General features: G+C 63.8%; 11 protein-coding genes. 2 read left to right on the top strand and 9 right to left on the bottom strand.

Annotated features, from left to right (window positions below; all coding sequences use genetic code 11):
- Positions 1-203: 203 nt before the first annotated feature.
- A complete protein-coding gene (locus tag HWE04_RS10415) occupies positions 204-1,907 on the top strand; it encodes a methyl-accepting chemotaxis protein (RefSeq protein WP_241812345.1) in 1,704 nt (567 codons plus the stop codon).
- A gap of 15 nt (positions 1,908-1,922) precedes the next feature.
- Here HWE04_RS10415 and HWE04_RS10410 read toward each other — a convergent pair whose 3' ends face one another.
- The 7 genes from HWE04_RS10410 to HWE04_RS10380 all read right to left on the bottom strand — a co-directional run bounded on the left by HWE04_RS10410 (position 1,923) and on the right by HWE04_RS10380 (position 9,067).
- Entirely contained in the window at positions 1,923-2,996 is a 1,074-nt protein-coding gene (locus HWE04_RS10410; protein ID WP_241812344.1) for an adenosine deaminase family protein, read from the bottom strand.
- Positions 2,997-3,046: 50 nt separating this feature from the next.
- On the bottom strand, positions 3,047-4,015 hold the full coding sequence (locus HWE04_RS10405; protein ID WP_077237986.1) for a nucleoside hydrolase: 969 nt from the start codon (positions 4,013-4,015) through the stop codon (positions 3,047-3,049).
- 32 nt (positions 4,016-4,047) lie between these two features.
- The gene (locus tag HWE04_RS10400; RefSeq protein ID WP_241812343.1) at positions 4,048-5,070 is read right to left on the bottom strand and encodes an ABC transporter ATP-binding protein; all 1,023 of its coding nucleotides are present in this window, start codon (positions 5,068-5,070) and stop codon (positions 4,048-4,050) included.
- 12 nt (positions 5,071-5,082) lie between these two features.
- Entirely contained in the window at positions 5,083-5,862 is a 780-nt protein-coding gene (locus tag HWE04_RS10395) for an ABC transporter permease (RefSeq protein WP_234296739.1), read from the bottom strand.
- Entirely contained in the window at positions 5,859-6,719 is an 861-nt protein-coding gene (locus HWE04_RS10390; protein WP_006462232.1) for an ABC transporter permease, read from the bottom strand. The genes HWE04_RS10395 and HWE04_RS10390 overlap by 4 nt, the downstream gene beginning before the upstream one ends.
- 95 nt (positions 6,720-6,814) lie before the next feature.
- The gene (locus tag HWE04_RS10385) at positions 6,815-7,867 is read right to left on the bottom strand and encodes an ABC transporter substrate-binding protein (protein ID WP_241812342.1); all 1,053 of its coding nucleotides are present in this window, start codon (positions 7,865-7,867) and stop codon (positions 6,815-6,817) included.
- Between the two features lie 81 nt (positions 7,868-7,948).
- Positions 7,949-9,067 (bottom strand): porin, encoded by a 1,119-nt coding sequence (locus tag HWE04_RS10380; RefSeq protein ID WP_241812341.1) that lies wholly within the window; start codon positions 9,065-9,067, stop codon positions 7,949-7,951.
- A gap of 175 nt (positions 9,068-9,242) precedes the next feature.
- Here HWE04_RS10380 and HWE04_RS10375 point away from each other — a divergent pair, with 175 nt between their 5' ends.
- On the top strand, positions 9,243-10,169 hold the full coding sequence (locus HWE04_RS10375; RefSeq protein WP_006462229.1) for a LysR family transcriptional regulator: 927 nt from the start codon (positions 9,243-9,245) through the stop codon (positions 10,167-10,169).
- Positions 10,170-10,180: 11 nt separating this feature from the next.
- Here the strand turns inward: HWE04_RS10375 and HWE04_RS10370 are convergent, their stop codons facing one another.
- Entirely contained in the window at positions 10,181-12,334 is a 2,154-nt protein-coding gene (locus tag HWE04_RS10370) for a c-type cytochrome (RefSeq protein ID WP_241812340.1), read from the bottom strand.
- Positions 12,335-12,546: 212 nt separating this feature from the next.
- Positions 12,547-13,107, bottom strand: coding sequence for a cytochrome b (locus tag HWE04_RS10365; protein ID WP_077237980.1), 561 nt, complete (start codon positions 13,105-13,107; stop codon positions 12,547-12,549).
- Between the last annotated feature and the right edge of the window lie 9 nt (positions 13,108-13,116).

Here is a 13,116-nt window from a genome sequence, read left to right as displayed (position 1 = left end):
CATTCCTGATCAGAGCAGAATGGCAAGTTCTGATGCCTGTAAAACATCATCTTGTAGAAATAATTCGAGACGAGAGCAGTAAACTTTCGATATTCGACTCTCCTCGTTCCCACGGACGTATCGTCTGCCGACCGCAAGCCAGCGCGCCTGCCGCGGCAGGTGGCGCGGCGGCGGCTGCCAATTCCTTGGGGGAGGGAGATATCGTGAATTTCATTTTTCGCCGGTTTTCGATCCGGCAGATCTTTATCGCGCTGGTGACGGTGATTGCCATGCTGATGGCGCTCATCGTGCTGGCCGCCTATGAGGAGGAAAACGCCAACATGGCCCTGAACCGGGCCAATGAGCAGCGTTTCAGCTCCTTTCTGCTGGCCGCCGAGCTGCGCCAGAGCTCGGACGACCTGACCCGGCTGGCGCGCACCTACGTGGTCACCGGCGATCCGGTCTACGCCCAGCACTACCAGACGGTACTGGACATCCGCGACGGCAGGCGAGCACGTCCTCAGCACTACGAGCGCATCTACTGGGACTTCTTCGATGCCGAGGGGCGTGCGCCGCGTCCGGACAGCAATGTCAGTGCGGCGCTCACCGATCTGATGCGCGAGAACGGCTTCACCGCCGCCGAGCTGAGCAAGCTGACCGAGGCCAAGAACATTTCCGATACCCTGGTCCAGATCGAGACCCGTGCCATGGAGATGGTCAAGGCGCAGCGCGCCGCCGGTGCCAGCGCCAACCGCAACGAACTGGAACAGGCACGGCAGATGATGCATGACGCGAGCTACCACCAGAACAAGGCCCGGATCATGCACCCGGTCGACGAGTTCTTCGCCATGCTGGACCAGAGGACGGCCGGCCAGGTGCAACAGGCGCAGGAAGCTGCAGACCGCATGACGCGGGTGGTCTACCTGCTTATCGGCGTCAGCCTTGTGGTGCTGACCGGCACGCTGCTGGTGGTGTACAAGGCCATTGCCGGTCCGCTGGCGGGGGCGGTGGAGGTTGCCCGGCGTGTCTCCCATGGCGACCTGACGGCGCCGATCGATGTCGGCTACAAGGGAGAGACCCGCATGCTGCTCTACGCCCTGAAGGAAATGCGCGACGGGCTCACCTGCATCGTGCGGCAGGTCCGGGAGGGGGCCGACTCGATCCGCGTATCAGCGGCCCAGGTCGCCTCGGGTTCCCAGGACCTGTCCTCGCGCACTGAAGAGCAGGCCGGTTCGCTGGAAGAGACAGCAGCCTCGATGGAGCAGATGAATGCCAACGTGCAGCGCAACGCCGGCAACGCCCAGCGCGCCAGCCAGCTGGCTGGTACCGCCTCGCAGGTGGCGCGCGAGGCAGGGTCGGTGGTGGCCGAGGTGGTGACGACGATGGCCTCGATCAAGGATTCCTCGCACCGTATCGTGGAGATCATCACGGTGATCGACGGGATTGCCTTCCAGACCAACATCCTGGCGCTCAACGCGGCGGTGGAGGCGGCCCGGGCCGGTACCCAGGGCCGCGGCTTCGCGGTGGTGGCCGGCGAAGTGCGCAACCTGGCGCAACGTGCCGCAGCCGCTGCCAAGGAGATCAAGCTATTGATCGACAATTCGGTGGACAAGGTCGAGAGCGGCAACCTGCTGGTCAAGAAAGCCGGCCAGACCATGGCGGAAGTGGTCGAGAGCGTGCAGCGGGTCAACGACCTTATGGGCGATATCGCCAGCGCGAGTGTGGAGCAGTCCAGCGGACTGCAGCAGATCTCGATGGCGGTCAAGCAGCTTGACGACGTCACCCAGCAGAACGCCACCCTGGTCGAGCAGACCTCGTCGGCCTCCGATTCAATGCAGGAACAGGCCGACCGGCTGGCGCAGCTGGTCGGGGAATTCAAGCTCTTGCCCAACTTAGACGAGGAAATCCCGCTGCTGCTGGTGGATTAGGGTACTTTCACAAGCTCAGCTGACCAGGCGCGCGCGCAAGGCATCGAAGCGCGCCGGCCATTCCCGGCGCCAGCGCTCGCGCAGGGCCGGTGCCATCCAGGCGGCGTCCAGGCCGTTGAGCATGAAGCCGCGCAGGGCATCGATGTCGGCGCCCAGCTGCAGCATCATCAGCCAGGCCCCGGTGGGTGTGACCAGATGCAGGGTCGGGTCGTCGGTGTTGGGGTGCAGGCGCAGGCCGGCGGCCAGCATCTGGCGGATCGGATGGTCCTGCGCCCAGCGTTGTGGCGCCAGCGTGCGCAGGTAATAGGAATTGGTCGGCACCACGGTAAAGATCAGGCCGCGTTCGATGCAGCGCTGCAGCAGTGCCGGGTTGTCGACGATGGTATAGCCGTGGTCGACGCGGTCCACCTGCAGCAGGTCGATGGCGGTGGCCACGTTGTTCCAGGGCATGCCGAATTCGCCGGCATGCGCGGTGGTCTTCAGGCCAGCTTCACGCGCCAGGCGGTAGGCGGTCTTGAACAGCTCGGGGGGGCGGTCGTTCTCGCGGTAGTCCATGCCGATGCCCACCACCTGCGGCGCCGGATGCTGCAGCATCCACTGCACCATGCTCAGGGCCTCGTCGGGGCTGGCTTCGCGGTCGATGCTGGGGATCAGGCGGCCGATGATGCCGATGTCCCGTTCTGCAGCCACGATGGCGCGCACGATGGCGTCTTGTGCGGCATCGTAGGCGATGCCCGAGACCCGCACCGTGCCGGTCGGATTCCAGAAGAATTCGCTGTAGGCCACGCCGTGCTGCCAGGCGTCCTGCAGGTATTCGTAGGTGATGCGGTAGAGGTCGTCGGGCTGGCGGATCAGCACGGCATCGAGGGCGCGCAGCACGCGCAGCACGCCGACCGGCTTTTCGCCGCGGGTGTAGAAGGCTTCGATCTCTTCGGCCGAGACCGGATGGCCGGCACGCGCGGAAAGTTCGCTGAAGGTCTGGCGGCGCACCGCGCCGAACAGATGGCAATGCAATTCGACCTTGGGCAGGGCGCGCACGAATTGTTCGAGCGTCAGCGGGCCGGTATCGGTGGGGTCGTTAAAACTCATAGACGAAACATCGCGGAAGATCGGTTCAGGGAGGAGTGGCGGGGGCGTCTTCAGGACAGCGTGCCCAGCAGCTCCTGCATCATGCATTGCATGGCACGCGGGCCGTCGACGGTCATGGCGACCTCGGTATTGGCCGGGGCGCGCCGGGGTACCCGGAATTCGCACACCGTCATGCCCCGCGTGAGCCGGCCCTGCAGTTCGATATCCACCCGCGCCGAGCGGAAACTGAACAGTTCCGGACGCTTGAGCCAGATCGCCACCGCCGGGTCGTACATCGGCATGGGCACCGAGCCGTCCGGACTGCGGATGCGCAGGTAGGCATCGAAGTAGCCGGCCAGCCAGCGGGCGCGGGGCGTGCCCAGGGCGCGCACCTGCTGCACCTCGTCGGCGGTCACCAGCAGTTGACGGCACAGGTTCAGCCCGAACATGCGCAAGGGGATACCGGATTGGAACACCAGATCGGCCGCTTCGGGATCGGCAAAGATGTTGAATTCGGCGGCCGCCGTGTGATTGCCCTGGTCGGCCGAGCCCCCCATGAGGATGATTTCCTTGACCATGGAGGCGATCTCGGGCGCACGCTGCAGGGCGATGGCCACATTGGTCAGCGGCGCGATGCACATGAGGGTGATCTCGCCGGCGTGCAGGCGGATCGCCTCGATCATGGCATCCACCGCGTGCGGCAGCGGCGAACGCTGCAGTTGCTGCGACTGGCGCGCTTCGAGTTCGGCGATGTCGACCTGCGGCAAGGCGTCACCGGTGGTGGCCATGCCGGCCTGGCCGAGGATGGATTGCGCGGTCTCGATGTTGCCGGCCAGCGGCTTCTCGCAACCGGCATAGACCGGCACATCCAGCTGATAGTGCTGCTTGATGCGCAGCGCATTGTCGTAGGTGGTCGCCAGCGGCGCGTTGCCCGCCACCACCGACACGCCCAGCCAGTTCACGTCGAGGTTGGCCGACAGCATCAGCATGGCCAGCCAGTCGTCGAAGCCGGGATCGGTATCAAGCCAGATCTTGTGCATGTTCTTGTTTTCCTTGGAGGGTAGGGGCCTGCTCAGGCCGGCAGCGTCAGGGCCTGTTCCAGCGGCAGGTGGAAGGCCACGTCGTCGCCTTCACGGGCTAGTGCCTGGGCGGCCGGGGCCATGCCGCGCACTTCGCCCAGGGCAGTCTGCAAGAGATATTCCACCGATTCACCCAGGAAGCCCCGTGACAGCACGCGGCCCTGGTAGCTGCCGCTGCCGACCTGGACCTGCTGCACGCGCCAGCCGGCGCAGGCGGTGCCAGCGGGCAGGCCAGGGCAGGGCAGGCTGCCATGTTGGCCATGTTGGCCGTGGAGGGCGCCGTCGCGGTATTCGAACAGGTTTTCGAAACCCATGAAATTGGCGACGAAACGGGTGCGCGGGGCATTGAAGAGGCGCTCCGGCGTATCCAGTTGCTCGATCTTGCCGCCGTTCATGACCACGATGCGGTCCGACATCGCCAGCGCTTCATCCTGGTCGTGGGTGACGTAGAGCATGGTGATGCCCAGTTCACGCTGGATGCGGCGCAGCTCGGCGCGCATCTGCACGCGCAGCTTGGCGTCGAGGTTGGAGAGCGGTTCGTCCAGCAACAGCAGCTTGGGCTCGATCACGATGGCCCGTGCCAGCGCCACGCGCTGCTGCTGGCCGCCCGACATCTGCGCCGGCAGGCGAGCTTCGAAACCGGCCAGGCCGACGGCGGCAATCACCTTCTCCACCCGCTGGCGCAGTTCGGCCGCAGGTACCTTGCGCAGGCGCAGTCCGAAGGCCACGTTGTCGAACACGTTCAGGTGCGGGAACAGGGCATAGGACTGGAACACCAGACCGATGTCGCGCTTGTTGGGCGGCAGGCGGCTGATGTCGCGTCCGTCCAGCGTGATGCTGCCGGCGCGCAGCTCGATCAGGCCGGCGATGGCGCGCATGGTGGTGGTCTTGCCGCAGCCGCTGGGGCCGAGCAGGGAAATCAGCTCGCCCCGGGCCACGTCCAGGTCCAGCCCTTGCACGGCGGTCTTGGCGTTGCCATAACCGAGGGCGACTTGCTGCAGTGTCAGGTAACTCATCACGTTCTCACATCACATGTATTTGGAAATGCCCAGCACCTTTTCGGTGACCAGCACGAAGGCCATGGTGAACAGCACCAGCAGCGTGGACAGCGCCGCGATGGAGGGATCGAAGCTGTTTTCCATGTGGCCCAGCATCTCGATGGGCAGGGTGCTGATGCCAGGTCCGGTCAGGAACAGCGATACCGGCACCTGGTTGAAGGAGGTCACGAAGGCCAGGAAGAAGGCCGCGATCACGGCGCCCCGGATATTGGGCAAGACCACCAGGCGGAAGGTCTGGGCGCGGGTGGCGCCGAGGGTGATGGCGGCTTCCTCGATGTCCACGCGCAGATTGGCCAGGCTGGAATAGACCACCCGCACCGCATAGGGCGTCAACAGGCCGACGTGGCCGATCAAGAGACCCAGGAACACCGGCGCGTCGATCACCAGCACGAAATGGCGCAGCAGGCCCAGGCCCACCAGCATGGCCGGGATGATCAGGGGCGAGGTCAGCACCTGCTTGATCACCGCCATGCCGGGCGGCGGCATGCGTGACATGGCATAGGCCACGGGCACGCCCAGCAGCAGGGCGATCACGGTCGCCAGCAGGCCGATTTCCAGGCTGGTACCGAAGGCCTGGCGGAATTCGTCGGCCTGCAGCACCGCCACGATCCAGCGCAGCGAATAGGAGGGCGGCGGGAAGGCCAGCGTCTCGCCGCCGCTGAAGCCAGCCAGGAAGACGATGATGAACGGTCCCAGCAGGAACAGCATCACGGCCCACAGCACCAGGCGCGGGAACAGTCCTTGTTTCATGTCGTCCTCCGGGGAGCGGCAATGCGTTTCAATCCAGCGTTGACGGCCAGCGTCATCGCCACCAGGATCACCGCGATCACGTTGGCGGTGCCGAAGTCACTTTCCACGCTGACCTTCTGGTAGAGCAGGGTCTCCAGCATCAAGACCTTGGGGCCACCCAGCAAGGCCGGGGTGACATAGGCGGTGACGCTGCCGGTGAACACCAGCGTGCCGCCCACGATCAAGCCCTCCTGGGTCAGCGGCAGGGTGACGCGGGTAAAGACCTGCCAGGCATTGGCGCCCAGGGTGGAGGCCGCCAGCGCCAGGTCGGCGGAGATGTTTTCCATGGCGCTGACCAGCGACATCAGCATCAGCGGCAGCAGCAACTGCAGCAAGCCCACGAACACCGCCATCTCGGTAAAGAGCAGGCGTTGCGGTTCATCGGTCAGGCCCAGTTGCAGCAGCACGGCATTGACTGCGCCATTGCGCCCGAACAGCACGATCCAGGCATAGGTCCGCGCAATGGGCGAGACCATCAGCGGCAGGATCATCATGCCCAGCACCAGTCCGCGCCAGCGTGGTGCCACCCGGACGATGGCTTGCGCCGCGGGATAGCACAGCAGGGCCGAGCACAGGGTGACCAGGGCGGCGATGCGCAGGGTGCGCCACAGCACCTGCAGGTGCAGCGGCTCGGCGAAGAAATCGGCGAAGCGGGCCAGGCTCCATTGCAGCGGGCCGCCGTCCAGGCTGTCCGGGCCGCCGGTGCGGAAGGCCCCCAGCAGCAAGGCAGCCACCGGCAGCAGGAAGCAGACCACGGTGAAGATCAGCGCCGGCGTGACCAGCATCAGGCCGAGGCGGGTTTTGGATTGGGCGAGCATGTTGGGCAAACGATGTCAGGAAGATGAACGACAGCGACGGCCGCCATCCCGCAGGAGAGCGGCCATCGACGATGGCGTCGGGCGTGTCGGCCGGATTACTTGCTGATGCCCTTGTTCCACTGTTCCAGCCAGCCGGAGCGGTGCTTGAGCAGGTCTTCCGGCTTGACGAACTTGAGCGAGGCGATATGTTCGCCGCCATAGGTATTGAATTCGGCCTTGTCCTTGGGCAGCACCACCTGGGTGTTCACGGGTGAATCCACCAGTTCCATCGCCAGCGCGGTCTGCACGTCCTTGGACAGCCAGAAATCCATCAGTTGGTAGGCCAGGTCGGCGTTCCTGGACTTGGCGACGATGCCCATCACATTCATGCCGGCGGCCTGGCCTTCGGCGGGGATGGCCCACTTCAGCGGCATGCCGGTCTTCATCAGTTGCGACCAGGTGAAGCGCGCCACTGGGGCGACCCAGATTTCATCCTGGGCAAAGAGCGAGGACAGCTGCGCGCTGTTCTTGGTGAAGGTGACCACGTTGTTCTTGATGGTCAGGATCTTCTGCATGCCGGCGGCATAGTCGCCACCCTTGCCACCCCAGGCCAGATCGGCCATCTGCAGCGCCAGCGGGCCCTGCGTGGTGCTCACATCCGGCAGGGCGATGCGGCCCTTCAGTTCGGGATTCCAGAGGTCCTTCCAGGACTTGGGTGCGGCGGTCTTGTCGCTGCGATAGACCAGACCCACCGAGTAGATGGTGTAGCCCACGGCGTAGTTGCCGCCGATGGGATTGCGTGCGAAGGGATAGATCTGGCTGTAGTTCTTCAGCTGGCTGTAGTCCAGCGGCTGCACCAGACCCTTGCGGGCGGCTTCCAGCATGCCGAAGTCCGACAGCAGCACCAGGTCCACCACCGGGTTGTTGCGGCGGGCATCCAGCTTGGCGATGCGGTCGGCATTGTTGCCGGTCTCGACCACGATCTCGCAGCCGCATTTTTCCTTGAACGGTGCATAGACCAGCTTGTTGAACAATGGCTGCGAAATCGGGTAGGCCGACAGCACCAGGGTGCGCTTTTCCGCGTGGACCGGCGCGCTCAGCAGGGACAGGCCGAGGCCGGCAGTGACCAGGGCGGCCGAAGCACGGGTGAAGGGGACTTTGTTCAACATGACTATCCTTGAAACCGACAAAAGACTTGTATTGTAGGCCCGACCGCCGCGGGAGCCAGCGGCCAGGCCTGGGGAGAACGATCAGAAGACGTGACGCACGCCCAGCATCAGCACCGCCTGCTTCTTGTCACTGGAGGACGGGAAGCCGAAGACGGTGGCCTTGGTGGCATCACCAGCGGCCATCTGGTAGCTGTAGGTGATGGCCACGTCGGTACGCTTGGACAGGAAGTAGTCAGCCTGGAAGTTGACCTGGTGCCACTTGGGGTTGGTGTTGATGGTGTCGTACTTGCCGGTGGTATAGAAGTAGGACGCGCCCAGGTTCAGTTGCGGCGTGTAGTGGTGCACCAGGTTGATGTCCACGTTCTGCAGGGTCAGCTTGGTGTTGTCCAGGTATTCATACTTGACGTTGCTGTACATCGCGCCGAAATCGGTATTGCCCACGATGTAGAAGCCGCCGGTACCGGCGATGCGCTGGCGGCGCACGCCGGCCGAGCTGTTGACCGCGCTCTTGTTGAAGATCAGCAGCGAGCTGGCGTAGTCGTTGCCCATGGCGCCGTCCGGGCTCTTGCTGCTGTTGGGCTGATCCATCTGGGTGTAGGCCACGGCCCAGCGGAAGTTGCCGCCCTTGTAGCCGGAACCGATGCTCATGACGCGGTTCACGGTGGCGTCGCCGGCCGCTTCACCGAAACCATAGACGGCGGTGACGTTGAAGTTGTTGAAATAGGGGCTGACGTACTTGACCGAATTCTGCACGCGCAGATTGTTGTAGCCGTTGTCGTTGTCGCCGATGTGCACGCCGTTGCTGGCGATGACCACGGGGCCGAGGTAGTCCTTGACGGCTTCATACTGGCGGCCCAGGGTCACGGTGCCCATGCTGTTGGAGGACAGGCCGACCCACGACTGGCGACCGAACAGGCGACCGTTCTGGGCGGCGCCGCCGGTCATCATGTTGAAGCCGTTTTCCAGGTTGAAGATGGCCTTGTTGCCGCCGCCCAGGTCTTCCTGGCCGCGGAAACCGATGCGCGGGTTCTGGTTGGTGCCGGACAGCGCCTCGAAGTTGTGCGGACCGCCCTGATTGCTGAGGTAGCCCACGCCACCCGAAATCAGGCCGTAGATCTCGACCTTGCTTTGTGCTTGCGCCTGTGCGCCTGCCAGCGCTGCCGGAATAGCCAGTGCGCCGATCATCCAGTGTTTTTTCATTCCTGCCCCTGTGGTGAGTCTTGATGAGGTCTTGCGACCGTTGTTTATGGTGGTACTGCAAACGGTGTGGAGGATAGGACAAGTGCTTAAATAATATAATTTGTTTATATTTATAATTTCATAAACTGAATTTATAACCGAGACGGTTTTCCTGCCCTGTCTTTTTGGCAATGCCATGATCAAATTGAATCAGAAAGTCACCCTTCGTCACCTGCAGGCGCTGGTCACGCTGGCCGACACCAACAGTTTCAGCCGCGCCGCCGATGCGCTCGCGGTGACCCAGCCGGCCCTGTCGGCGTCCATCAAGCAGCTCGAAAACCAGCTTGGGACGCGGCTTTTCGACCGCACCACGCACCAGATCAGCCTCACCGCGCAAGGGGCCGTGGTGCTGGAATACGCGCGTCACCTGCTCAATACGGCCAGCAATATCTTCGACGATATCGAGCATGCCATCGGCACCGGACGGCACCGTATCCGGGTCGGCGCCATCCCTTCGGCGGTCACGCTGACGGCGGCGGTGATCGCCCGTTACAACCAGGCGCACGACGAGCATGTGGAAATCCTGCTACAGGACATGCCCAACGACGCCCTGCTGGACGCCTTGCACTCGGGCAAGCTGGACTTCTGCGTGGGTATCAAGCCACCCGACTCGCTGTCGTCCCAGACGCTGGAAACGGTGACCCTGTTCGAGGATGAGCTGGTCCTGATCGTCTCCCGCCACCATGCCCTGGCCGGGGCCAAGGAAGTGCAGTGGCGGCAGATGGCCGGGGAAGAGATCGTGCTGTTCACCCAGGGCAGCGTGTGGGAATTCGCCTCGGCAGCGCTGATGCAGCACGGACTGGCGTCCTCGCGCCGCTATCAGGTGGTGCACAGCGAATCGCTGTACGGAGTGGTACGGGCCGGCATTGCCATCGGCATCATGCCCAGCCTCTACACCACCTACCTGCGCGACGACAGCCTGCACGTGGCGCCGCTACGGCAACCGACCCTGAAGCGCAAGATCGTGCTCATGCGGCGCAACGAGATCAGTCGCAGCGACTGGACCGACCATTGCTTCCGTGAACTGCGCAGTGACCTGAAGCAGGCCAATCACTGGTTCTGAGAGACTGCCGCTCAGTAGCGCGCATCGGCGGGCTTCTTGTCGCGGGGCCAGTCGTTGACCTTGGGTGCGAAGTCCGGACGCGGCTGGTGCGTGAAATATTCGGCCACATCCAGCGCCTCCTGATCGGACAAGCCTCCTTGACCAAGCGGAAAGCGGTCGTGCAAGGCGATCGGCATGTTGCGCTTGACGAAGGCTGCCGCAGTGTAGGTGCGCGCCATGCCGGCACCGATATTGAACGAGGCATCGCCCCACAGCGGTGGGTATACCCACTGGCCGGCCTGATTCTTGACGCCTTCGCCCTGTTCACCATGGCACAGTGCACACTGCGCGGTATAGACACGCTGGCCGTTGACCGGATCAGGCTTGAGCCGGGGATCGATCTTGCCCACGCCACGGCCTGCGACCTTATCCTCGGCTCGGGTATCGCGCCGCATCCAGTCGATGTAGGCCAGCATGGCCTTCATGTCTTCCGATCCCGCCGGTAGCGGCTTGCCGTTCATGGAGCGCTGGAAGCATCCGTTGATACGATCTTCCAGCGTAATGAGACGCCCGGCGCGCGCGGCATAGCTGGGGAAGAAAGACGACACGCCCACGTACGGCGAACCGTCGGCCACGGTGCCGGCATTGAGGTGGCAACTGGCGCAATTGAGTGCGTTGCCGACGTGGCCGGGCAGCATGCGGCTGGTCTCGATGTTCAGGCGCGCGCCGCGTGTCAGCTGGGAGGCGTTCTTTTCACCGAGCATGTCGGCCAGGCGCGGTGTGACGAAGGTCGCAACTTTGGCCTTGTCCATGCCGATGCTTTCACTCAACTGGGCGCGCATGCGGCGCACCATCGTTTCACTGATGTCGGCCTTGGTGGTGCGGCCCCAGCTGGCGCGGGCGAAGTTGAGGATCTCGGCGATCTCGCGGTCGCTCAGTGCAGCGAACGGCGGCATGGTCATCGCCCGTGAATGCGCCTGGGTGCTCGCCGAGCGCCAGCCGGTGAGCATGATGTGGATCAGGGAGGACGGGTCTGCCGAATGCAGCGCAGGATTGTTGGCCAGGGTGGGGAACACGTCTTTTACCCCGGCGCCGTCCGGGCGATGGCAATCAGCGCAGAATTGCACGTAGCCCAGTCCTCCCCGGCTGCCGTAGAGTTTGTCAGGCGACGGAGCTGAGCTGAGCGTAGTCGGCATCTGCATTGGCAACTCGCCGGGGGCAGGCTGCAGCGAGGCCAGATAGATGCCGATGGACTGCAGGTCGTCGTCGCTGAGGTACTGGGTGCTGTGCTGTACCACATCGACCATGTTACCGGCCACGCTGCCGAAACGGTTGCTGCCGGTCTTGAGCAAGCGGGCCACATCGTCCGGCTTCCATAGGCCGCGCAGGCTCAGGGCACGCCAGTTTTCCACGGTTTCGCCGCTCAGGAAAAACTGGCCGTTTCGGCCACCGTCGCTCATGGCCTTTTCCTGGAAACCGATGCCGCGTGGTGTATGGCAGGCACCGCAATGGCCCAGCCCCTGGACGATGTAGGCACCCCGGTTCCACTGGTTCGACTGCGACAGATCCGGCTGGAACGGAGTGCGGTCGAGGAAGGCCATGTTCCATAGGGCCATGCCCCAGCGCTGGTTGAACGGAAACGACATGCCCAATGCCTGGTTGGCCTGTTGCACCGGCTTTACCCCTTGCATCAGGTAGGTATAGAGCGCTCGCATATCCTCTTCTGTCATCTTGGCATACGACGGATAGGGCATGGCCGGGTAGAGATGATGGCCATCCGCGGCGACGCCTTCGCGCATGACACGGTCGAACTGGGCGAAGCTGTAGTTGCCGATGCCAGTCGCGCGATCCGGCGTGATATTGGTGGAATACAGTTTGCCGAAGGGCGTGTCCAACGGCAGCCCGCCGGCCATCGGCTTGCTCCTTTCGTGGGTATGGCAGGCTACGCAATCGCCCAGGCGCGCGATATAGCGCCCGCGCATTATCTGTTGCCGGGTACCGGCATCCTGTGTGGCGCTGTAGTCGGCGGGCAGATCGTCGATGACGTCGTTCGACGGTGGGGCGGAGGGCGGCAATGAGGTCGCCGCGACTGGCCGCAACGTCGCTGTGACAGACAGGCAGAGCAACAGCAGGCCTGCCGGCACGGACAGGGTAAGGCGGCGGAAGGGGGCGGACGGTAGCTGCATGATCGTGGCTCGCTGAGTTCAGATGGTATCGAGCAATATTTAACGCCCGTCCTCTCCCACCGACGCGGCGGTGATCCCAACCGCCTTGATATGCCGCAAACAATGGTAGTGATGCGCCGTCGCGGGTTTTGCCAGATCGCACAATAGCGCATGCCATAAGAAACGCCGTTCGGTATGAACAGCACCGGACGGCGTTTCATCCAAAGGGTGGTCTATTTGCCGGAAGACCGCAGCGACATGCGCTGCAGGATGGGCATGCGATCGAAGAACTGGTGCCACAGCGCGCCCAGCACATGCAGGCCCACCAGGAAATAGACGGCATTGCCCATGAATTCATGGACTTCCTTGATCGGCCCGCGCAAGGCCATGTCCTTGGCCAGGATCACCGGCAGGGTGCTCCCGAAGAACACCACCTCGCGGCCACCGGCCTGGGTGAAGAGGATGCCGGTCACCGGCAGGCCGATCATCACCACGTACAGCAGCAGGTGTACCGCATGCGCCCCCAGACGTTGCAAGCGGGGCAAGGACAGTTCGGGCGGCACGCCCAGCATCTTGCGGGCGATCAGGCGCACCACCACCAGGATCAGCACAAGCTGGCCGGCGTGCATATGCACCGTGCGCAGCAGGTCGCGCAGGGGATCGCCCTTGGGAACATCGTCGCGATATTCGATGGTGGCCAGCGCCACCACGAACAGCAGGAACATCAGCCAGTGCAGGGCGGCCGAGAGCGGGTGATAGCGTGTTCGTTGCAGGGTGTCGGGATATTGGTTCATGCTGGCTCC

Source organism: Herbaspirillum sp. C7C2 (assembly GCF_022627865.1).
Lineage (GTDB): Bacteria > Pseudomonadota > Gammaproteobacteria > Burkholderiales > Burkholderiaceae_D > Herbaspirillum > Herbaspirillum frisingense.
This window is presented reverse-complemented; position numbering and strand designations above follow the sequence as displayed.